15 protein-coding genes are annotated in these 21392 nt (G+C 62.8%); 6 read left to right on the forward strand and 9 right to left on the reverse strand.

The window, feature by feature from the left end; genetic code table 11:
- Positions 1-41: 41 nt before the first annotated feature.
- From LJY25_RS11730 to LJY25_RS11740, 3 genes are all read right to left on the reverse strand, one after another.
- Positions 42-2276, reverse strand: a complete 2235-nt coding sequence (locus LJY25_RS11730; protein WP_227608530.1) for an FG-GAP-like repeat-containing protein — start codon at positions 2274-2276, stop codon at positions 42-44.
- A 292-nt stretch (positions 2277-2568) separates the two neighbouring features.
- Positions 2569-3378, reverse strand: coding sequence for a ParA family protein (locus LJY25_RS11735; protein WP_227608531.1), 810 nt, complete (start codon positions 3376-3378; stop codon positions 2569-2571).
- A 104-nt stretch (positions 3379-3482) separates the two neighbouring features.
- Positions 3483-4163, reverse strand: a complete 681-nt coding sequence (locus LJY25_RS11740) for a metal-dependent hydrolase (RefSeq protein ID WP_227608532.1) — start codon at positions 4161-4163, stop codon at positions 3483-3485.
- A 152-nt stretch (positions 4164-4315) separates the two neighbouring features.
- On the opposite strand from LJY25_RS11740, the gene LJY25_RS11745 reads away from it, so the two are divergent.
- Positions 4316-5986 carry an ABC transporter substrate-binding protein gene (locus LJY25_RS11745; protein ID WP_227608533.1) on the forward strand — a complete coding sequence of 557 codons (1671 nt, stop codon included), beginning with the start codon at positions 4316-4318 and terminating at the stop codon, positions 5984-5986.
- Positions 5987-6176: 190 nt separating this feature from the next.
- Here the strand turns inward: LJY25_RS11745 and LJY25_RS11750 are convergent, their stop codons facing one another.
- The 3 genes from LJY25_RS11750 to LJY25_RS11760 all read right to left on the reverse strand — a co-directional run bounded on the left by LJY25_RS11750 (position 6177) and on the right by LJY25_RS11760 (position 10766).
- Positions 6177-6761 (reverse strand): DUF6438 domain-containing protein, encoded by a 585-nt coding sequence (locus tag LJY25_RS11750; RefSeq protein ID WP_227608534.1) that lies wholly within the window; start codon positions 6759-6761, stop codon positions 6177-6179.
- A 205-nt stretch (positions 6762-6966) separates the two neighbouring features.
- A complete protein-coding gene (yidC, locus tag LJY25_RS11755) occupies positions 6967-8799 on the reverse strand; it encodes a membrane protein insertase YidC (protein ID WP_227608535.1) in 1833 nt (610 codons plus the stop codon).
- Positions 8800-9119: 320 nt separating this feature from the next.
- The gene (locus tag LJY25_RS11760) at positions 9120-10766 is read right to left on the reverse strand and encodes a CTP synthase (protein ID WP_227608536.1); all 1647 of its coding nucleotides are present in this window, start codon (positions 10764-10766) and stop codon (positions 9120-9122) included.
- A gap of 201 nt (positions 10767-10967) precedes the next feature.
- On the opposite strand from LJY25_RS11760, the gene LJY25_RS11765 reads away from it, so the two are divergent.
- The 3 genes from LJY25_RS11765 to LJY25_RS11775 all read left to right on the forward strand — a co-directional run bounded on the left by LJY25_RS11765 (position 10968) and on the right by LJY25_RS11775 (position 16011).
- Complete coding sequence (locus LJY25_RS11765; RefSeq protein ID WP_227608537.1) at positions 10968-12320, forward strand: D-alanyl-D-alanine carboxypeptidase/D-alanyl-D-alanine-endopeptidase; 1353 nt, start codon at positions 10968-10970, stop codon at positions 12318-12320.
- A 186-nt stretch (positions 12321-12506) separates the two neighbouring features.
- Positions 12507-13916: a D-alanyl-D-alanine carboxypeptidase gene (locus LJY25_RS11770; protein WP_227608538.1), complete on the forward strand. Its 1410-nt coding sequence runs from the start codon at positions 12507-12509 to the stop codon at positions 13914-13916.
- A gap of 307 nt (positions 13917-14223) precedes the next feature.
- Positions 14224-16011 carry an FG-GAP-like repeat-containing protein gene (locus tag LJY25_RS11775; RefSeq protein ID WP_227608539.1) on the forward strand — a complete coding sequence of 596 codons (1788 nt, stop codon included), beginning with the start codon at positions 14224-14226 and terminating at the stop codon, positions 16009-16011.
- Positions 16012-16276: 265 nt separating this feature from the next.
- Here LJY25_RS11775 and LJY25_RS21375 read toward each other — a convergent pair whose 3' ends face one another.
- The 3 genes from LJY25_RS21375 to serA form a co-directional block, all read right to left on the reverse strand.
- Positions 16277-16405: a hypothetical protein gene (locus LJY25_RS21375; RefSeq protein ID WP_317206595.1), complete on the reverse strand. Its 129-nt coding sequence runs from the start codon at positions 16403-16405 to the stop codon at positions 16277-16279.
- Between the two features lie 237 nt (positions 16406-16642).
- Positions 16643-17146: a hypothetical protein gene (locus LJY25_RS11785; RefSeq protein WP_227608540.1), complete on the reverse strand. Its 504-nt coding sequence runs from the start codon at positions 17144-17146 to the stop codon at positions 16643-16645.
- 100 nt (positions 17147-17246) lie between these two features.
- On the reverse strand, positions 17247-19151 hold the full coding sequence (serA, locus tag LJY25_RS11790) for a phosphoglycerate dehydrogenase (protein WP_227608541.1): 1905 nt from the start codon (positions 19149-19151) through the stop codon (positions 17247-17249).
- A 184-nt stretch (positions 19152-19335) separates the two neighbouring features.
- On the opposite strand from serA, the gene LJY25_RS11795 reads away from it, so the two are divergent.
- The gene (locus LJY25_RS11795) at positions 19336-20049 is read left to right on the forward strand and encodes an outer membrane beta-barrel protein (protein ID WP_227608542.1); all 714 of its coding nucleotides are present in this window, start codon (positions 19336-19338) and stop codon (positions 20047-20049) included.
- Between the two features lie 245 nt (positions 20050-20294).
- A complete protein-coding gene (fbaA, locus tag LJY25_RS11800; RefSeq protein ID WP_227608543.1) occupies positions 20295-21377 on the forward strand; it encodes a class II fructose-bisphosphate aldolase in 1083 nt (360 codons plus the stop codon).
- Positions 21378-21392: the final 15 nt, after the last annotated feature.

Below are 21392 nucleotides of genomic sequence, written 5' to 3' on the forward strand. Positions count from 1 at the left end.
GGGGCCTGGTATGCGGGGCGGCAGAAGGGCGATGCTGCAGGTCAGGGCCGCACAAGCAGCTGGCGGGAGGCTACCTGGTCGTCAAACCAGATGCGCACGGTGTAGATGCCGGGCCGGATACCGGCCAGGGGCACCTCTACTGTGCGACGCCGCCCAATCTCCCCCTGATGTACCGTGCGGCCTACCGCGTCGAGCACGGCATAGCGGCCGCTAGCGGGCACGTCGGCCAGCTGAATCGTGGCATGTTGCGCGGCCGGGTTAGGATACACGCTTACCAGATCAGCGGCCGGGCGAACCGGGGTCGTGCTGGTAATCACGCCCGTGGAGTCGATGCGTACAGCATAAGAGCGCAGGTTTTTCGCAATCGTGAGCGTACCATTAAAGTCGAGCACGGCCAGGTCAGCGCGGCCGTCGTTGTCGAAGTCCTGCGCCCGGTAGCTGGCCGCGCTGCCCCCCACGTTGAGAATGGCGCTGGCGTTGGTGAAGTAGTTGTTGCCCGTATTCAGAAACAGCTTGGGTTGCCCGCCCTGGGTGCTGGCCACAAAGTCCGTCCAGCCGTCATTGTTGAAGTCGGCAGTTTCAATCCATTTAATCCAGGCATTGGTGGTTGGCCAGCTCTGGGGAATACGAGCGGTGTAATCCGTAAATGTGCCGTTGCGGTTGTTGACCAGCAGCTGCAGCTGACAGGTCTGATACTGATTCAGCGTCGACAGCAGCAGGTCAGGCCACTGGTCGTTGTTCACGTCAAACACGCTGATGGCTACTGTGCCCCAGGTTGGCCCGCCGTAGCGGTTGGGCAGGGCAGGGCCCGGCACGAAGTTGCCGGCTCCGTCATTCAGCAGAATCAGGTCGTTGGGGAGCCCGCTGCCATCAAGTGCACCGAGCACCAGATCCTGGTCATTGTCGCGGTCGATGTCGGCAAAGCGGCTGGCCATGTAAACGTCGGTCATCGAGGCAATTCGCGCGGGCAGCCGGCTGGTGTTGACGGTGAACTGTCCCGCACCGTTGTTGAGCAGCAGCCGGGGCCCGACCCGCTGTTGGTTATAGATGTTGCACACGTACAGGTCCTGGTCGCCGTCATTGTCCACATCAGCCACTGCTACGTGATGGGAGAAGTCATCGATGGCCGGGATGTTGCTGGCAGCTTCTACCAACTGTCCCCCGCTGTTTTGCAGGTAGAGGCGGTTTTGCCCGCCGGGGAAGGGCATAACATCGGTACCATGGTCGGCAATGAAAAGGTCGGCCCGGTTGTCGCCGTTGAAGTCAGCCACCGCGAAGTCGCGCGGGTGTACCATGGTGCTGGTCCCCACAAACGGCGCGTCGCTGGTGAAGCTCAGGTTGCCGTTATTGCGCAGGGCCTGTAGCGGGGCGGGGGAAGCCGGCAGGGTGGGCGGCCACACCAGACGAGCGGCGACCAGATCCTTGCGTCCGTCGGCGTTGTAGTCGATAACGCTCAGCTCTTCGGCCGAGCCGGCGCCGCTGGGCAGCGTCAGCTGACTGTAAGTGAAGAATACCCCCAGATTGGTCGTCAGGATAGGCTGCGGATCGGCCGCTTCCACGGCAGTGCCCGACCCGCGGGTAAGGTGATGACTGTTGGGCGTCAGGTCGCTGATAACCTGGCCGGTGCTTTCGTTCATCGGCCAGTTGGCCAGCAGACCGGCTTCGGTGCCGCTGAGTTGGAGGTTCATGTTCGCCTGCAGGCTGGCCGCCGGCTGGGCCATGCTCCACACCCGGGCCTGCCGGATAGCTCCGTTCAACCCGCAGCAAGTGGTTTGCCTGCCGGGCGTAGCGCCCGAGCCCACCGCGAAAGGCACGCCCGGGCTGGCCATTGGCGCACCCGGGCTGACCCGGGTGGCTACCTGCACCCCGTTGACGTAAAGGCGCAGCTGCCCAGCGCCCAGCGTACCGGCCAGGTGGACCCAGGTGTTGAGCGGCAGATTGGTGGGTGAAGTGGCCGACGCGTACGAGCCGGGGGCTCCGGTGGTCTGCACCAGCTCCGCCTTTAGTCCGGTCGCGTCCAGCGCCAGCACATAGTTCTGAAAAGGGTCGTTGGCCCGTGGGTTGTACGTCTTGCCCAATACCACGGCATAGGGTGAGGACGCCCTTAAGTACACCCAGGCTTCCATCGTGAAGGCCGTTCCCAGATTCAGGGTGCCGGTGCCGGCGGCCGTCAGCACCTGGTTGCCATCAAAGCTCTGGCAATAGCGTTGCGTAGGCTGGCTGTGGGCACTAAGGAAGCCCAGCAGCAGTCCACATACGAGGTAGATTTTTTTCATGTCCGAGGTGGGAAGAGCAGTACGTGAGAACAGTTTCGTCGTCGCCAGCCGGGAGGCATAGCTTCCACGATAGCGAATATCAGCATTTCCCCGCTGTTTTTTATACCGGCAGGAGGTGTGTAATGACGTCTGTCGGCCCCTGCGCGCAGCCAGGAAAGCGTGCGGCGGCCCGCATCTTTCTTCCCAAGCGTGGCTGGGCGCCCTCGATCTGCCGGCATCCGTGATGAGTGAGCCGCACGAAAAAAGCCCGGCCAGATGGCCGGGCTTTGCATAACGCAGGCTCTGCAATACGCTAGGCGGCGTCTTCGGCCGCTTCTTCCGGGGCGCCGGCGGCTTCCACGTTCTTTTCCACGATTTCGCGGGCCAGGTTCAGGTAGCTGATGGAGCCTTTGCTTTCCGCGTCGTGCAAAATCACGGGGATACCAAACGAAGGCGACTCCGACAATTTCACGTTGCGCGGAATAATGGTGTCGAACACGAGCTGCTGGAAGTGCAGCTTTACTTCCTCCACTACCTGGTTCGACAGGCGCAGGCGCACGTCGTACATCGTGAGCAGGATGCCCTCGATTTCCAGCTCGGTGTTCAGGCGGCTCTGGATGATCTTGATGGTGTTGAGCAGCTTGCCCAGGCCTTCGAGGGCGAAGTACTCGCACTGCACCGGGATAATAACCGAGTGGGCGGCCGTGAGGGCGTTGACCGTAATCAAACCCAGGGACGGGGAGCAGTCGATGATGATAAAGTCGTACTGGTCGGCCAGGGGGCGCAGGGCCTCCTTCATCTTCTCTTCCCGGTTGGGCAGGTTGATCATCTCCACCTCAGCGCCCACCAGGTCGATGTGGGAGGGCATCAGGTCGAGGTGGGGCAGCACGTTGGTGGTCAGGATGATGTCCTGGGCGTTGATGCCATCCACCATGCACTCGTAGATGCTGTTCTGAATGTCTTTCGGGTCGAAGCCCACGCCGGAGGTCGCGTTGGCCTGCGGATCGGCATCTACCAGCAAGGTCCGATACTCCAGCGCAGCCAGGCTGGCGGCGAGGTTGATCGAAGAGGTGGTTTTGCCCACCCCGCCCTTCTGATTGGCTACCGCGATGATTTTTCCCATGAGTTGAAGAAGCTGTTAGCTGATGGCTATTAGCTGTTAGCTAAACAGGTGTAAGTCGGACAAAAAAGCTAATAGCTATCCGCTACCAGCTAAAAGCTGATTTTCTATAAAGTTACCGTTTCCCCGATTTTCAGCAACACCAGCTCCTTGCCGGCAGCCTGGGCCTTGGTGCGGGCCTCGTCGTGGTTGATGCGGATGGGCGGAAAGGAGTCGTAGTGCATCCCAATGATTTTCGGGGTCCCGGTCCACTCGGCGGCCACCAGCGCGTCGTCGATGCCCATCGTGAAATGGTCGCCGATGGGCAGCAGGGCGAAGTCGAGCGTATGCCGCTCCCCGATGATCTTCATGTCGTAGGTGAGGGCCGTGTCGCCGGCGAAGTAGAAGGACTTGCCCTCGGCTTCCACGATAAAGCCTGCGGCCAGACCGGCGTAGGAGCCGTCGGGCAGGGAGCTGGAGTGGGCCGCGGCCACCAGCTTCACCGTACCGAAGGGCAGGCGGGCCGTGCCGCCCAGGTTCATTTGGTAAGTTGTTTTAAGGCCCTTGTCGGTAAACCAGCTCAGCAGCTCGACCATGCCCAGCAGCTCGGCACCGGTGCGCAGCCCGATTTCGACGGCGTCGGCAACGTGGTCGCCGTGGCCGTGACTCAGGAAAATATAGTCGGCTTCAATGGCATCCACGTCAACATCTTTCGCCAACGGGTTGGGCCGGATGAAGGGGTCAAAAAGCACTTTGCTGCCGCCGGTTTCGAGCAGAAAGCAGGAGTGCCCGTAATAGGTGAGGTTCATGGTAAAGCAGTTAACAGCTGGCGCCGGGAGGCCCGATTCTCAACAAAGTAGCCCGGTAAATCAAACTGCTGACGGAAAGACGAAAGCCGCTAGCCGAAAGCTAGGAGGGATCCGCTTAGTTTTGCACAAATATACGTGATTCCCCCGTTCCCATGCTTTCCGTTACGCGCCGTTTTGCCGGTTTCCTGGTTTCCCTGCTTCCGCTGCTGGCAGGCTGTTCCGGCCCGGCCGAGAGTACCGACAGCCGCCGCGTTTTCCGCTACAATCAGCCCGAAAGCCTGACTTCCCTGGACCCGGCCTTTGCCCGCAACCAAGCCAACACCTGGGCCGTGACCCAGCTCTACAACGGCCTCGTGGAGCTCGACGACCAGCTTAAGCCCGGCCCCTCGGTAGCCCGCCGCTACGACATCAGCCCCGACGGCCGGCGCTACACCTTCGTGCTCCGCCCGGACGTGCGGTTCCACGACGCCGACGTGTTTCCCGGCGGCAAGGGCCGGCGGGTGGTAGCGTCCGATTTCGTGTACAGCTTCCGCCGCCTGCTCGACCCCGGCACGGCCAGCCCCGGCGGCTGGATCTTCCGCGGCAAAGTGCTGGAGAAGCCCGACGGCGAACCGTCCGATACCTGCTTCGTGGCCGTGAACGACTCCACGCTGCGGGTCTACCTGAAGGAGCCCTTCATCCCGTTCCTGGGTATCCTGACGATGCCCTACGCCTACGTGGTGCCCCGGGAGGCCGTGCAGAAATACGGCAAGGACTTCCGGGAGCACCCGGTGGGCACCGGCCCGTTCCGGTTTCATCTCTGGGACGAGGGCAACGCCATCATCTACCACCGCAACCCGGGCTACTGGAAAAAGGACGCGCAGGGCCGGGCCTTGCCGTACCTCGACGCGGTGCAGATCAGCTTTATCCAGGACCGCAAAACCGAGTTTCTGACCTTCACCCAGGGCAAGCTCGACTTTCTGAGCGGGGTGCGGTCCGGCTCCCGGGATTTGATTCTGTACCCCGACGGCACGGTGCGGGAAGACTTCCGGGGCAAGTTCCGGTTTGAAAAGGTGCCGTATTTGAACACCGAGTACCTGGGCATTCAGCAGGACCCCACCAACCTGCGCGGGGCGGCGGCTAACCCGGCGCTGCGCGACAAGCGGGTGCGGCAGGCGCTGAACTACGCCCTCAACAAGCCCGAGTTCCTGGCGTACTTCCTGAGCAACGTGGGCAAGCCCGGCAACTCCGGCTTCGTGCCCATGTCGCTGCCCTCGTTTAACGCCCAGCTGGTGCCGGGCTACACCTACCAGCCGGCCAAGGCCCGGGAGCTGCTCAAGGCGGCCGGCTACGGGCCGGGCGGCAAGCCCCTGCGCCTGCGGCTGAACACGGTGGCCGAAACCAAGGAGTACGCCGAGTACTACCAGAAGAAGTGGGCCGAAGTGGGCATTCAGGTCGACATTGACGTAAGCCAGGGCGCGGCCCACGGCGAAATGATTGACAACGGCCGGGCCGCCTTCTTTACCCGCAGCTGGCTGGGCGACTATCCCGACGCCGAAAACTACCTGGCCCTATTCTACAGCAAGAACTTCGCCCCGGCCGGCCCCAACAAGACCCACTTCAAAAATGCCGCCTACGACCGGCTCTACGAGCTGGCCAAGCTGGAGCAGGACACTGAGAAGCGCTACGACCTGTACCGGCAGATGGACCGCATCATCGTGGAGGAAAGCCCGGTCATTGCCGTGTACTACGACGAGCTGGTGCGCCTGACCCAAAACAACGTGCGTGGCCTCACCCCCAACCCCATGAACCAGCTCGTGCTGGAGCGGGTACGTAAAGAGTAGCCTTACCCCGGCCCCCTCTCCTGAGAAGAGGAAAGCCTGGCGACAGAAAAAGAGCCCGCGTAACTGCTTACGCGGGCTCTTTCTGGTACAATCAATTCAAAAAGAAGGAGGGCCGATACGCAACCCCCATTGTCCAGGCAAGTACCTTCTAAGCCCTAAGCCCTAAGCCCTAAGCCCTAAGCCCTAAGCCCTAGTGGTCCGACACGACCGGCACGCCGATCTGCTTTTCCAGCTCGTCGCCGAGGTATTTGAGCAGGTCCTGGAGCGGTTGGGGAGCGCCTTCCTCGACCTGCACGGTCTTGGGCTTGCCGTCGGGCTGAATGATGGTGATAATCGTAGCGGGCATGTCGGTGGCGCCTTTCGAGTACAAATCCTGCAGGCCGGCAAAGTTCAGCTCCCGGGCCTGGCTCAGCACGTTGCCCACCACGGCGGGCGGCAGCTGAAGCTGGGCGGCGCCCATCCGGGGCACGTTGCGGTAGCCCAGGTAGGCCACCCGGCCATCGGGGTAGATGGTGGCCTCGTAGTGGGGGCAGGAGCCGTAGCAGGGTGTCTTCTTGAACACGATGACGGGAGCTTCCTCCGCTTCCTTTGCCTTGGCTACCGGCTTGGCAGCAGGAGCCACCGACTTCGTGGCGGCTGCCCTGGGCTTGGTTTTCGCCTTGAGCTTCTTCACCGTTGCCGGCTTGGCTTTACCGGACGCGGGGCGGGTTTGCTGGGCCTGGGCCGAGGTGATAAGCAGCAGGAGAGCAAGCAGCAGGGAAAGACAGGAGCGCATAAGGGGGCAGGTTAGGGTTGCCGGCCGGATTCCAAAAACCGGGCCGCGGTGGGAACGGGTAAATGTAAGGGTCCGCTCGTTTACGCGCATTGCAGTAAGGATAGCCATTTGTGTGGGGCGAAGGTCGATTCTTGGGGCAGCTCTGACGCACACGAAAAAGCCCTTCCGCACGGGCAGAAGGGCTTTTTATTCACTTTGATACAAACTATTTGCCTTTGTTCTTGGGCTGGCTCTGCTTTTTGGCTTCGGCTTCGCGCTCCTGCGTAGCTTTCATGGCTTCAGCGAGGCGGGCCTGGAAGCCACTGGGCTTTTTGTCCTTGTTCTTGACCTTGTTGGCTTCGAGCTGGGCGCGCAGCTTGGTTTCGTCCACGAAGCGGCGGGTAAGGGCCTGCTGGGCAAAGGTGACGACGTTGGAGATGAAGTAGTACCAGGTGAGGCCGGCGGCGAAGCTGTTCAGCACGAACAGGAAGATGAAGGGCATCAGGTAGCTGTAGAACTTCATCGGCCCCTGCATGGCGGTGTTGAGCTGGTTGCTCTGCCAGGTCATCAGCAGGGTCGAGGCTGTCATCAGCAGCGTGAACATGCTGATGTGGTTGCCATACCACTTGATGTAGAAGGGCAGCTTGGCGAATACGTCGTACGAGCTCAAATCCTTAGCCCACAGAAACTGTTCCTGCCGCAGCTCAATAGCGTTGGGAAAGAACTGGAACATGGCAAACAGGATGGGCATGGTAAGTATGGTGGGCACGCAGCCGGCGAGCGGACTCACGCCCATCGTGCCGTAGAGCTTCATCGTCTCGCTCTGCACCTTGGTCTGGTCGTCGCCATACTTTTCCTTAATCTCGTCGATTTCCGGCTTCAGCACCTTCATGCGGGCCTGCGACACGTAGGTTTTGTAGGTCAGCGGCCAGGTTACGAGCTTGATGAGCACCACCAGCAGGGCGATGATAATGCCGTAGGAGCTGATGAACTGCTCCAGGATGTGGAACACCGGCAGCACCACGAACTGGTTGATCCAGCGGAACAGGCCCCAGCCCAGGTGCACGTTCCGGTCGAAGCCAGGGGCTACCTCTTTCAGCAGGTTAAAGGCGTTGGGGCCGAAGAAGAAGCGAAACTGGCCCTTGCCGCCCAGCACATCGGCGGCCGGAATAGCCAGCGTGGTGCTCAAGGTCTTGATAAAGGTGGAGTCGGCCAGGTTCACCGTGGAGTTGAACTGCCCCCTCGGGAACTGGCCGTCGGCAATGATGCCGGCCACGAAGAAGTCGTGCTTGTGGGCCGCCCACTTCAGCGGCTCGTCTATCTTGATTTCCTCGGGCGTATCGCTGGCCTCGCCCAAAGAGCCGTGGTCGTCGTTGGCCAGATAGTGGTTGATGACGGAGTGGTTGCGGTTCTGCTGCAGGTCCTGCTCGGTCTGGCGCACGCGGTCCACGAAGGTGAAGGTAAGCGGCTCCGGGGCCAGTACGGCATTCAGGCCGGGCATCCGCACGTCGTAGCCCACTTCGTAGGAGTCGTTGAACAGGGTGTAGGCCTGCTCGATGCTGCCCCCGGCCACGGCGGCCGTGAACGTCAGGCGCTGCCCCTGCCGCTGCCCAACCGTGACCGGCTGGACGGCCGACGGCTGGAAGAACAGGTCGGAGAAGCGGACGGTACGGCCGTCGGTGGTGCGGAAGCGGGTGTCGATCTGGGCGCTCTGGGCGTCGAACAGGTCGAGGGGCTTGCCGAAGAAGGTCTTGTATTTGTTCAGGCGCACGGCTTCCACGCGGCCACCCTTGCTTGAGAAGGTCAGCGTCAGGTTGTCGTTGGCAAGCTGCAGCTGCTGGGCCGCGCCCTGGGCCGCCGAGGCAAACGAGCCCAGCTGCCGGGCGGCCGTAGCCGAATCGAGGGCGGCGGGAGCCGCCGGGGCACCGGAGGTGGTGGTAGCAGCGGCTACCGGCTTGTCGGCGGGTTTGTCTTCCGGCTTTTTAGGCGAAAAGAAAAACAGGTAGACGAGCAGCATGGCCGAAATCAGAAACAGGCCGGTTGCTTGGTTTTTGTCCATTTAGGTACTGACTGAGGGAAGTAAAATGCGCCGGAGCGCTAAGAGAAGCTGGAAGGTCAGGAGCGGGGAGGTTAAGGTCCGGCGCAGCACCTGACGGAAGGGTACGAAGGCCTGTCAAAAACCCGGCAAGCCCGGCCGGTTACCTGCAATGGCAGGAGTTTTTGTTGGTTTTCAGCGTATTCGGACGAAGTGACAGAGGCAGGAGCTGCTGCGCAGGGGTTCTTTGGGTAGCTAGGAGCCAGGAGTTCGAAGCCAGGAGGGAGAAAAGAAGCCGGGCCATTTCATTCTAACTCCTGACTTCCAGCTTCTAACTCCTCTTCTCAAAACTCATTTTTATGGTGCTGAATGGCTGCTTTCACGAAGCGGGCAAACAGCGGGTGGGGCGTTTCGACGGTGCTCTTAAGCTCGGGGTGGAACTGCCCGGCCACAAACCAGGGGTGGCCGTTCAGCTCGATTACCTCGACCAGACCGGTGTCGGGGTTCAGGCCCGAGGCTACCATGCCGGCTTCCTCGAAGGGCGCAAGATACTGGTTGTTAAACTCGTAACGGTGGCGGTGCCGCTCACTGATGTGGCTGCGGCCGTAGGCTTTGTAGGCCTTGGAGCCTTTGCGCAGCTCGCAGGCGTAGGCGCCCAGGCGCATCGTGCCGCCCTTCTGCGTTACTTTTTTCTGCTCCTCCATCATGGCAATGACGGGGTTGGGCGTCTGCGGGTCCATCTCGGTGGAGTTGGCTTTCTCCAACCCCAGCACGTGGCGGGCAAACTCCACGGCGGCCACCTGCATGCCGAGGCAGATACCGAAGAACGGAATGTTGTTTTCGCGTACGTACTGCACGGCGGCCACCTTGCCCTCGAAGCCCCGCTCCCCGAAGCCCGGGGCCACCAGCACCCCGTCCACGCCGGCCAGCAGCGTGCTCACGTTCTCGGGGGTGATATGCTCGCTCTGAATGCTACGCACCGTCACCTTGCACTCGTTGAGGGCACCGGCGTGCACGAAGGACTCGTTGATCGACTTATAGGCGTCGGGCAGCTCCACGTACTTGCCGACCAGGGCAATGGTCACTTCCTCGGTGGGGTTCTTGAGGCGGCCCAGGAACTCCTTCCAGATGTCCAGGTCGGGCTGGGCGGCTCCGCCGGTCAGCTTAAGCTTCTTGATAACCCGCTCGTCGAGGTGCTCCTTGAGCATGAGCAGGGGCACGGAGTAGATGCTGTCGGCGTCGAGGCTTTCGATAACCGAGTTGATCTTCACGTTGCAGAACAGCGCAATCTTCTTGCGCATCTCCAGCGGAATCTGGTGCTCGGAGCGGCACACCAGGATGTCGGGCTGCAGACCGGCGCTGCGCAGGTCGCGCACCGAGTGCTGGGTAGGCTTGGTTTTGAGCTCCCCGGCCGCCTTCAGGTAAGGCAGCAGGGTGAGGTGAATGACGAGGGAGTCGTTCGGGGGCAGCTCCCAGCGCAGCTGACGCACGGCCTCCACGAACGGCAGACTCTCGATGTCGCCGATAGAGCCCCCTATTTCGGTGATGACCACGTCGAACTCCCCGTGCTGGCCGAGCAGCAGCATGCGCCGCTTGATCTCGTCGGTGATATGGGGCACTACCTGCACCGTCTTGCCCAGGTAGGCGCCTTCGCGCTCCTTGCTGATGACGTGGTTGTAGATACGGCCGGTGGTGACGTTGTTGGCCTGGGACGTGGGCGTGTTCAGAAACCGCTCGTAGTGGCCCAGGTCGAGGTCGGTTTCGGCCCCGTCGTCGGTCACGAAGCATTCCCCGTGCTCGTAGGGATTCAGCGTGCCGGGGTCGATGTTGATGTAGGGGTCGAACTTTTGAATCGTTACCCGGAAGCCCCGCGCCTGCAGCAGCTTGGCCAGGGAGGCCGAAATGATACCCTTGCCCAGGGACGAGGTGACCCCGCCCGTTACAAAGATGTACTTGGCGGAGCTTACTGCGGAAGTGGGTCGGTCTGGCATAGCAAATCGGCCGCAAAGGTAGGGGAATAAGTGGGAGGCACGTAGCGAAGAATCAGAAGCTCCCGGGAAAACTCGCCTGCTTGCCCGGCGCAGTAAGCCGGCCTCACCCGCCCGGTCCGGCCGGGTGAGGCCGGGGAATCCCGCGGGCAGTTGCCGGATTTCTAATTTTAACGTCAGATTGCAGTCTAAATCACCCGCCCTATGCTGCGCCGCCTGTTCCTGACCCTGCTGCTGCTAAGCGCTTCGCTGTCTTCGGCGCTGGCCGACGGCGGCCGAAGCCCAGCGGCTGAAACGCCTTCCCGCCGGAGCAAAGGCCCGCGCTGGCTCCGTAAGCTGGTGACCCGCTCCCCGGTGCTGAGCCGGCACCACGTGGGCCTTTGCATCACCGACGTAGCGTCCGGGCAGCCTGTGTACGCCTACCAGGCCGGGCAGTACTTTATCCCGGCCAGCAACATGAAGCTGTTCAGCTTTTACGCCGGCCTGCGCCTGCTCGGCGACTCCCTGCCCAGTTTGCGCTACGTGGTCCGCCACGACTCGCTTTTGTTCTGGGGCACCGGCGACCCGACTCTGCTCCACGGCGACGTGCCCTCGCGCCGGGCGTTCGAGTTTCTGCAGCGCCGGCCCGAGAAGCTGTTTTACACCACCATCCCCTGCGTCGAGCCCTTTGGCCCCGGCTGGAACTGGGACGACTACAACTACTACTACCAGCCCGAGCGGGGGCCTTTCCCGATCTATGGAAACGTGGTGCGCTTTGCCGCCAAGGCCGGAGAGGCCCGCCCCCGCATGGTGCCCCGCTCGTTCGCGGCGCAGCTGGAGCCGGCCCCAGCCACCCTGCGCACCGACGACCACGTGCGCCGGGCCCCGCTGGAAAACAGGTTCTACCTGCTGCCTTTCACCAAGAGCTGGATCGACGAAACACCCTTCCGCACCAGCCCCGAGCTGCTGCTGAGCTTGCTGCGCGACACCCTGCGCCGGCCCCTCGGCATGGTGCCGTGGAAGCTGCGGCCCCGGGACAGCATCCGCACCCTGGCCGGTTTGCCTGTCGATTCGCTGTACCGGCGCGTGCTGCAGGTAAGCGACAATTTCCTGGCCGAGCAGTTGCTGCTGATGTGCTCGGCCCGCCTGAGCCGCGACTCGCTCAGCACCGAGCGCGTCATCCGGACCGTGCGTGGCCGCTATCTGAAGGATCTGCCCGATGCCCCGGTATGGGTGGACGGCTCGGGCCTGTCGCACCAGAACCTCGTCACGCCCCGGATGCTGGTGGCGTTGCTGCTCAAGCTGCACAAAGAGGTGCCGGAGCAGCGGCTGCTGAGCTTGCTGGCGGCCGGGGGCGGGCACGGCACCCTGCGCCGGGTGTACCGCGACCCGGCCGGGCCCTGGCTGTGGGGCAAGACCGGCACGCTGTCCCACGTTCATAACGTGTGCGGCTACCTGCGCTCCAGAAAAGGCCGGCTACTGGCCTTCAGCTTTATGAACAACAACCACACTCTCGAAACCGGTGAGGTCCGCAAGGAGATGGAACGAATCCTGACCCAGGTGCGGGAGCGGCTGTAGCCTCCCCGGCGAAAAGCGTTGGCATAGCCGGGAGAAGGAAACCCGCGGGCAGCTACGCACAGGGCCTTTGGGCCCGCGCCCCGGGCTGCCGGCTGCGGAAAGAAACAGCTGCCGGTTTTGCCCTCCATCAGCAGAATAGTCGATGTAAAAGCCTACAGGCCGCATTCCCTGCGTAAATTGCGGGCTGTGCTGCTACGTCCTCTTTACCTTCTGCTCCTGCTCGTGTGGGGCATGGCCCAGCCCCTGGCCTGCGCCCAGTCTGCCAAGCCGGCCGCCCCGGCCGATACCCTTCGCCCGGCCCGGCTGCCCTGGCTTGATTCCCTGTTGAATGAAGCGCCCGCCCTGCGCCAGCACCAGGTGGGCCTGAGCATTGCCGATGCCGCCACCGGCGAAGTGCTGTACGAGCTCAATGAGGCGCGGTATTTCACGCCGGCCAGCGTGATGAAGCTGTTCAGCTTTTACACCGGCCTGCGCCTGCTCGGCGACTCCCTGCCCAGCCTGCGCTACTTCAGCCGCGGCGACACGCTTTTCTTTCAGGGCACCGGCGACCCCACCTTCCTGCACGGCGACGTGCCCTCACGCCGGTCCTACACGTTCCTGGCCCGCAGGCCCGAGCGGATGCTGGCTTATTGTACCATTGCCACGCCGCCGGTGTATGGGCCGGGCTGGGGCTGGGACGACTTCAACTACTACTTTCAGCCTGAGCGCACGGCCTTCCCGATTTACGGCAATACCGTGCGCTTTTACGCCAACGCCCCGGTGCCGGCCCGGCCCAGGGGAGTGCCGGCTCCGCAGCGGGTGCGGGTGCTGCCCCACGTGTTTGCCCCCCTGGCCGGCGTAGCCGACGCCGAAGCCCGGCTGGGTCATGACCCCGACGTACACGTAACCCGAGTGCAGCTCGAAAATCGTTTCACCTACTTCACCGCCCCGAAAAAATGGGTGGACGAGGTTCCGTTCCGCACCAGCCGGGGCCTGCTGCTCCGCCTGCTCGGCGATACCCTGCGCCGCGCCGTGGTGGGCACCACGTGGAAGCCCCGCCCCGGGCGCGACTCGATCCGGGTGCTGACCGGCCTGCCCGCCGACTCGCTGTACCGCCGGATGCTGCGGGTCAGTGACAACTTTCTGGCCGAGCAGCTGCTGCTGATGTGCGCCACCCGCCTGGGCCCTCCGCGCGACTCGCTTAGCACCGTTCGCGTCATTCGCTATGCGCAGCGCCACTTCCTCGACTCCCTGCCCGACAAGTTGCCCTGGGTGGACGGCTCGGGCCTTTCCCGCCTCAACCTCGTCACGCCCCGCACCCTCAACGGCCTGCTGCTGCTGCTGCACCGCGAAGTGCCGGAGCGGCGCCTGCTGAGCTTGCTGGCGGCCGGTGGCGGGCAGGGGACCCTGCGCCGGCGCTACCGCGACGCCAACGGCACCTGGTTTTGGGGGAAGACCGGCACCCTGACCAACACCTGCAACCTGGCGGGCTACGTGCGCACCAAGAGCGGCCGTCTGCTGGCCGTAAGCTTCCTGAACAACAGCATCCCTGGCGACGACCAGGCCGTGCGCAATACCATGCAGCGGATTCTGGGCCAGGTGCGGACGCGGCTGTAGTAAGAAAGCCGGGCAAGTGAGCCGAATGCCCGGCCCGCTTGCCCCGGGTTGCCGTGCGGTCTTGGAAGAGAAACGGGAAGAGCCAAGCCCCCGCATAGTGCGGGCGGAAAGTGAATAGTGCGGGGTACGGAAGCATTCAATTAGTAAAACATACCGTTCGAACAGAGAAGTAAGCTGGACAGCAAAACGTGAGGCCGGCGGAAAGGCAGGAAAATACTTTTGTGCCAGCTCATCCATGATGTAAGAGGCGCAGCCTTGTGTAGCGTCATTGGCCGGGTGTGATTTTCAGTCCTTTCCTTACTCTTTTATGTTGCCATTTTACTTCTCGGCCCGCACGCTCCGCATCCTAGCTACGGTCGCTCTGGGCGCCTTGCTGCCTGCTGCGGTTCTGGCCCAGGCTCCCACTATTGCCTCGGTTAATCCCTTTAACCCATCAGCTGGGCCAAGCGGAACGACCGTCGTCATTACCGGCACCAACCTGCTGCTGACGTCTACAGTGCTGCTGAACGGGCAGACGATGCCGATTTCCGCCCGCACCGCCACCACGGTTACGGTTACGGTACCGGTAGCGGCCAACAGCGGCAGGGTACGGGTGACCACGCCCGGTGGCACGGCGCTCAGCACGCCGCGGTTTCTGGTGCAGCGCGCGTCGTCGGGCAGCACGGCTTCGCAGGTAGGCACGGGCTCGGTTAACTCTATCGATATCGGCGCGTATTCCACGCCCACTGCCACCGACCTTGATGGCGACGGTCTGGTAGATATGCTGGTGGGCACCGATGCCGGAACCATCATTCGCTACGAGCAGTACCCGGTGGGCAATGCCAATTACCCGGGCTTTATCACGCCCGGCACAACGCTCACGGCTAACACGACCAGTGCGCCAACGACTTTTGGGACTCTGGATGTAGGCAATTTCGCCAAGCCTACCGTGACGGACCTGGACGGGGATGGCTTGCTGGACCTGCTGGTAGGGGAGGGGACGGGCACGGTGCTGCGCTTCGAGCAGACTGCCGCCGGTTCCACCCAGTTCAACGCCTTTGGTGCTATCACGACGGCAACAACGGTGGCCTCTGGCACGGGCCTGGGCCAGTATGTAAAGCCTACGATAGCTGACATCGACGGCAATGGCCTGCTGGATATGCTGGTAGGGGGAGAATCGGGCCGCATTCTGCGCTACGAGCAGACGGCTGCTAACTCGGGCTCCTTTACGCTGATTGGCAACCTCACCACGAACGGTACGAACGTTATTGACTCGGGCGTAACGGCCAACGGAGTATCCAAGCCGCAGATTATTGATTTTGATGGCGACGGTCTGCTGGATCTGCTGATCGGCAACGTGGATGGCTTCGTGCAGCGCTACGAGCAGACAGCCATCAACTCGACTAATTTCACGCTGGTCGGAAACCTAACGAACGGCACCAGTGACCTGGACGTGGGCGGCTATGCGGCACCGGCAGTGGCTGACCTCGACGGCGATGGAATCCTGGATCTGTTCATCGGCAATACGGATGGCACCGTGCTGCGCTACGAGCAGGCTGCTGCCGCGCCCAACCCGCTGCCCGTCAAGCTGACGGCCTTCTCCGGGCAGGCTGCTGCCAACGCCAACGAACTGCGCTGGACCACGGCGCAGGAAGTGAACAGCGCCGCTTTCGTGGTAGAGCGCTCGGCTGATGGCGCCTTGTTCAGCGCTGTAGGGGAGGTTGCCGCCGCGGGCAACAGCACCGCCGCCCGCAGCTACACCTACTTCGATGCCCCGGCCACCGGGACCCGCTACTACCGCCTGCGGATGGTGGACCTGGATGGCACTACTGCCTATTCGCCCATCGTCGCGCTCGGCCGGGCTGCCGCCGCGGCCGCGGCGTATCCTAACCCCTTCGCGGAGGTGCTGAACGTGGCCCTGCCCGCCGGCGACGCCCCCCAGCCCGCCACGGTAATGCTGCTGACCCTGACCGGCAGGGCCGTGTACAGCCAAAAGCTGGAGCTGAGCGCCGTGCCCCGGACTCTACCTGCCCTGCCCGCTCTCGCTCCCGGCATCTACCTCCTGCGCCTGACCACGGCGGCCGGCACCACGACCCAGCGCCTGACCCGCAACTGATTTCATCCAAATTACCAAGAAGGCCCCTTCCTCAGGTTGAGGAAGGGGCCTTCGGGCGTTAAGCGGATGCATGAGCGTTAGGGAAGCAGTGCGGTAGTCTGCTGCAATATGCGGAAAGCCAGGACCGATAGGGCAATGGGAAATGAGCTGCAATCCGCGTCGGTTAGCAAATCAGGCTGGCCAGGGTGGTGCCCAGGGCGGCGCCGCGTAGGTTGGTCGCCACGATTTTTCCGCTGGGGTCCACCAGGAAATTTTGCGGAATGGCCTACACGTTGTAGAGCTTGGCGGCATCGGCCTGCCAGTCCTTCAGGTCCGAAACCTGGGTCCAGGGCAGCTGGTCGTCCTGGATGGCCTTCAGCCACTTGTCCCGGGCCTTCTCGGTGTCGAGCGACACGCCCAGGACCTCGTCGAGCTGACGGCCCGGCCAGCAGCAGCGCGAGGAGCGTGTTTTTCATTTGCGTAAGATCAGGATAAGATGCCGGAGAAGGATGGTTGCGCTCAGCGTCCCGGGCAAGGCTGATTGGTCAAGACCGTGCCCGGTCAAGGACCGGGACCAGCCGACGGGAGTTGCCTGGCTTGCCGGCATTGGCGGCTGCGGCAAGCTGCCGCTGAGCGTTCAGCCGCAAGTTGCCTAGCAGGTCTGGTGCAGCCAGATGTAGCGCCGGCCGTTCCAGTAGATCATGCCGCCGCCCTGTTCTTCTTTGGTAAGTTCGATGGTAGGCCGCTTCAGGTATATCGTGCGGGTGTCGCCCAGGTCGCCGGAAGGCGTGAAAAGCACCTCGTCGGTCGTGCGGCCCCGGTACACGCGCCAGTGGTCAGCCCAGGCAAGGTCGCCCTGCAGCATTTCGCGGCTGGTGTTCCGGCCGGTGCCCAGGATCTGGTGCGGCGCCCCACCCTGGTGCAGCATCACGATGCCCCGGCTGCCGGTGGCCCGGCGGGAAACCAGAATAGCTACGTCGGTTTTGCCGTCCCCGTTGAAGTCGGCGCTCAGGAAACCGGGCTTGGCATAGGCCGCCCGGTCGAAGGTCCTGCCCAGGCCGGCTTCGGTCCATTGCGTCTGCGCCCAGGCCGGCAGCACCGGGGCAGAAGCCGGCTTGCTCAGGGCCAGCAGGCTGGTTAGGAGGAATGTCAGCATATGTACTGCTATGTTTTTAGTTGTCAGTTGTTTGTTGTCAGTTGCCAGTAACAATACGACCTGACAACGAACAACTGACAACTGACAACTGCCAACCGATTTAATACAGCACCCGAAACTTAATCGTGTGCTCCACCTCGCGCAGGGCCTGGATTACTTCCTGGTCGTACTCGCGGTTGATGTCGGTGATGACGTAGCCGATGTGCTCGTTCGTCTTCAGGTACTGCCCCAGGATGTTGACGTGGTGGGCGGCCAGCACGTTGTTGATCTGGGCCAGCACGCCGGGCACGTTGGCGTGGATGTGAATCAGGCGGTGGGCCTGCTGCAGCGGCAGCTGGATGTTGGGAAAGTTGACGCTCTGCTGGGTGTTGCCGGTGTTCACGTACTGCATAATCCGCTCCGGCACGAACTCGGCGATGTTGCGCTGGGCCTCGGCGGTGCTGCCCCCGATGTGGGGCGTGAGCAGCACGTTGGGCAGGCCGCGTAGCTCGTTTTCAAATGTTTCGTGGTTGGTTTTGGGCTCGTAGGGAAACACGTCGATGGCCGCCCCACCCAGGTGGCCGGAGCGCAGGGCGGCAGCCAGGGCCGGCACGTCCACCACGTGGCCGCGGGCGTTGTTAAGGAACAGCGCCCCGGGCTTCATCAAGGCAAATTCCCGGGCCCCGATAAAGTTCTCGTTGTCGGGCCGGCCGTCGATGTGCAGGGTTACCACGTCGGCCTGCTGCAGCAGCTCGTCCAGGGTGCGGCACTTCACGGCATTGCCCAGCTGCAGCTTCTCGGCCACGTCAAAGTACACCACCTTCATGCCCACGGCTTCCGCCACCACCGACAGCTGGGCGCCGATGTTGCCGTAGCCCACGATGCCCAGGGTCTTGCCCCGGATTTCAAACGAGCCGCTGGCCGATTTATCCCACTCCCCGGCGTGCATCCTGGGGTTCTTCTCAGGGATGCGGCGGGCCAACACGATGATTTCACCCAACGCCAGCTCCACTACCGAGCGGGTGTTGGAAAACGGGGCGTTGAACACGGCCACGCCTTTCCGCATGCAGCCGGTCAGGTCGATCTGGTTGGTGCCGATGCAGAACGCGCCCACGGCAATCAGACGGTTGGCGGCTTCCAGCACCCGGGGCGTCACCTGGGTTTTGCTCCGGATGCCCAGGATGCTTACGCCCTCGATGCGCTCCACCAGCTCGTCCTCGTCGAGGCCCCCGGGCACGGTATCAACCTGGTAGCCTTCCTGGCGGAACAGCTCGGCGGCACGCGCGTCGGGGTTTTCAAGGAGCAGGACGCGGATGCGGTTTTTGGGGTATGAGAGGGTCATCGGTAGCTTATTCTGATAGAGGAATTCGTCGAAGGAGGGCGCCACCTCGTCGGCCCGGGCCACCACGGCGTCGCGGGTCACGTTTTCGGTAAAGGCGTAGAAGCGGTTGGCCAGTCCGGCCTCCCGGATCTGGTAGTCGGTGTAGCCGTCGCCGAGCACGTACACGTCGCCGTGCAGGTCGAGGCGGCGCAGCTGCTCGATCTTGCCGCCGTCGCGGCTGAGCACGTTGTCGGGGTCGAAGCCGGTGATGCGCCCCTCGGCATCGAAGGTGAAGGTGTTGGCCAGCACGTGCTCGGAGGTGATGCCGAAGTCGGCCACGACGGGCTCGATAAACTCCCGGAACCCGCTGCTGACGATATAGATCCGGCCGGGAAACTGCTCGAAGAAGCTGCGGTTGCGCACAATGCTTTCCGAAACCTTGCCCTTGAGCCGCTCCACCAGCAAAGGCAGATGCTCGCGCCGGGCCGGCAGCAAGGCCAGGCGCTGCTTCAGGGATTCCGCAAAGTTCAGTTCCCCGCTCATGCCCCGGTCGGTGAGGGCCCGGATCTGCCCGACTACGTTTTCGCGGTCGGGATGCCCCTGGAGCGCCACGTCGGCCAGCTCGTCGAGGCCCTCAACCTGGGTAAAGGTGCTGTCGAAGTCGATAATCAGATAAGGTAAGGCAGCGGCGTCGCGAATCGGCATAGTGGGGGCAATATCGGGCGGAAATGACGGGAAGCACGCGACCAGTGGAAAATTATGCCCGCGCTGCCAACCGTTGAGCGGCCCGGACGCTCTCCTATCGTACCGTGCTTGCCGGTATCCTTGCCGGGCCGGCAGTTTGTCATACCTTTTTCGTTTCTGGCTCCAACGGCCCCTTCCTGTACGTATGCAGAAAACCTTGCTCGTCCTCACTTTGCTGACCGCTCGCCTGGGTTATGGGCAGCACACGGAGCTTTCGGTGCATTTAAACTCGGGCTTCGGCTCTTTTCGGGGTGCTTCGGCCACCGAACGCTCCTCCATCGTCGTGTCGTCGCAGCCGACGACCGGCCCGGCGGTCTACACTTACAACCCCTACGGCAGCGAGTGGGCAATGGGGTACGGGCTAACGGGACAGGTACAGCGCGTGGGCCAGCGGCAGCGTCTGGTAGGGGTGCAGGCGGGCTACGAGGCGCTGCAAAGCCGGGTGCACATCCGGCGCGTGTTCCACACCATGCACGACGGCATCGCGGCGACGGGTAGAACGATCCTGACGAATCACTTTCTGACGGTGCACCCCTTCTATGGCTACCGCGCTCAGCTGCGCTCCGTGGCGCTGGATCTAAGTGCCGGACCAGAGCTGGCCGTGCTGCTTCACAGCCGGGAGCAGGGGCAGGCGGTCACCGAGCAGGGGGCGTCGTACGGCACAAGCCGCCAGCTGGAGTCCATGCCCCTGGACGTGCGCGCCCGGCTCAATCTGACGGCCGGCTACCGTCGGCTCAGCGTTTCGCTGGGCTACTCTTACGGCCTCACCAACTACTCAGAAGCCCAGCCCGGCGGCCCCGGCGAGCTGTACTACCAGTTTTTTCGGATCGGCACTGCTTACCGCATCGCAGGGAAGTAGCCAGCAACGGAAGCTTGAAATAAGAAGTGGCGATTCACCTTTTTGCGCTGCTTCGGGCCGGGGGGCGCCCGGCAGACAAGGCCGGGCGCACGGCTTTCGGGCGGGAGCTTATTCCGTCACCGTCCTTTCTTTATCTTTGACCCGTCCTTCCCGGCCCGGCCCGGTCCGAGCTGAACCGGGAAGGGCTTGCTGTTCACCTTACCATCCCACCACCTTCCTCACATTCGTTTACTAAGCCCTTCCTCATGGAAAACACTTTGACCGGCCTGCGAAACGGCGTCCTGCACAGCGACGAAGTTCAGTCCTTGTTCCAACACGCCAAGGCCAACGCCTACGCCCTGCCTGCCGTGAACGTGACCGGCACCAACACGGTGAATGCCGTGCTCGAAACCGCCAAGGCCGTGAACTCCCCGGTCATGATCCAGTTTTCCAACGGGGGCGCCCAGTTCTTCGCCGGCAAGTCGATTGCCAACGGCGACCAGCGCGCCAGCATTGCCGGCGCCATCTCGGGCGCCCAGCACGTGCACCTGATGGCCGAGCTCTACGAGGTGCCCGTGGTGCTGCACACCGACCACGCCGCCAAGAAGCTTCTGCCCTGGATCGACGGCCTGCTGGCTGCCGGCGAAAAGCACTTTGCCCAGTACGGCCAGCCCCTGTACAGCTCCCATATGCTCGACCTCTCGGAAGAGCCGATTGAGGAAAACATCGAAATCTGCAAGCGCTACCTGGAGCGCATGGCCAAAATCGGCATGACCCTGGAAATCGAGCTGGGCGTGACCGGCGGCGAGGAAGACGGCGTCGACAACTCCGACGTGGACTCCAGCAAGCTCTACACCCAGCCCGAGGAAGTGGCCTACGCCTACGAGCAGCTGAGCGAGGTAAGCAACCGCTTCACCATCGCTGCCGCCTTCGGCAACGTGCACGGCGTGTACAAGCCCGGCAACGTGAAGCTGCAGCCCAAGATCCTGAAGAACTCCCAGGAGTTTCTGCGTCAGAAGCTGAGCATCGAGGAAACCCTGCCCATCGACTTCGTCTTCCACGGCGGCTCGGGCTCGAGTCAGGAGGAAATCCGCGAGGCCATCAGCTACGGCGCCATCAAGATGAACATCGACACCGACCTGCAGTGGGCGTTCTGGGAAGGTATCAAGGACTACTACGTGAAAAACGAAGGCTTCCTGCAGGGCCAGATCGGCAACCCCACCGGCGCCGACTCCCCCAACAAGAAGTACTACGACCCGCGCGTATGGCTGCGCAAGGGTGAGGACACCTTTGTTACCCGCCTTAAGCAGGCCTTCGAAGACCTGAACTGCGTGAACCGCCGCTTCTAGCCTTCCGCCTGACTT

This window comes from Hymenobacter translucens (assembly GCF_020685205.1).
GTDB classification, from domain to species: Bacteria; Bacteroidota; Bacteroidia; order Cytophagales; family Hymenobacteraceae; genus Hymenobacter; species Hymenobacter translucens.

Excerpts from the sequence above, each read along its gene's own strand:
- LJY25_RS11730 (WP_227608530.1), bottom strand. The coding sequence starts at position 2,276 with ATGAAAAAAATCTACCTCGTATGTGGACTGCTGCTGGGCTTCCTTAGT.
- LJY25_RS11735 (WP_227608531.1), bottom strand. The coding sequence starts at position 3,378 with ATGGGAAAAATCATCGCGGTAGCCAATCAGAAGGGCGGGGTGGGCAAA.
- LJY25_RS11740 (WP_227608532.1), bottom strand. The coding sequence starts at position 4,163 with ATGAACCTCACCTATTACGGGCACTCCTGCTTTCTGCTCGAAACCGGC.
- LJY25_RS11745 (WP_227608533.1), top strand. The coding sequence starts at position 4,316 with ATGCTTTCCGTTACGCGCCGTTTTGCCGGTTTCCTGGTTTCCCTGCTT.
- LJY25_RS11750 (WP_227608534.1), bottom strand. The coding sequence starts at position 6,761 with ATGCGCTCCTGTCTTTCCCTGCTGCTTGCTCTCCTGCTGCTTATCACC.
- yidC (WP_227608535.1), bottom strand. The coding sequence starts at position 8,799 with ATGGACAAAAACCAAGCAACCGGCCTGTTTCTGATTTCGGCCATGCTG.
- LJY25_RS11760 (WP_227608536.1), bottom strand. The coding sequence starts at position 10,766 with ATGCCAGACCGACCCACTTCCGCAGTAAGCTCCGCCAAGTACATCTTT.
- LJY25_RS11765 (WP_227608537.1), top strand. The coding sequence starts at position 10,968 with ATGCTGCGCCGCCTGTTCCTGACCCTGCTGCTGCTAAGCGCTTCGCTG.
- LJY25_RS11775 (WP_227608539.1), top strand. The coding sequence starts at position 14,224 with ATGTTGCCATTTTACTTCTCGGCCCGCACGCTCCGCATCCTAGCTACG.
- LJY25_RS11785 (WP_227608540.1), bottom strand. The coding sequence starts at position 17,146 with ATGCTGACATTCCTCCTAACCAGCCTGCTGGCCCTGAGCAAGCCGGCT.
- serA (WP_227608541.1), bottom strand. The coding sequence starts at position 19,151 with ATGCCGATTCGCGACGCCGCTGCCTTACCTTATCTGATTATCGACTTC.
- LJY25_RS11795 (WP_227608542.1), top strand. The coding sequence starts at position 19,336 with ATGCAGAAAACCTTGCTCGTCCTCACTTTGCTGACCGCTCGCCTGGGT.
- fbaA (WP_227608543.1), top strand. The coding sequence starts at position 20,295 with ATGGAAAACACTTTGACCGGCCTGCGAAACGGCGTCCTGCACAGCGAC.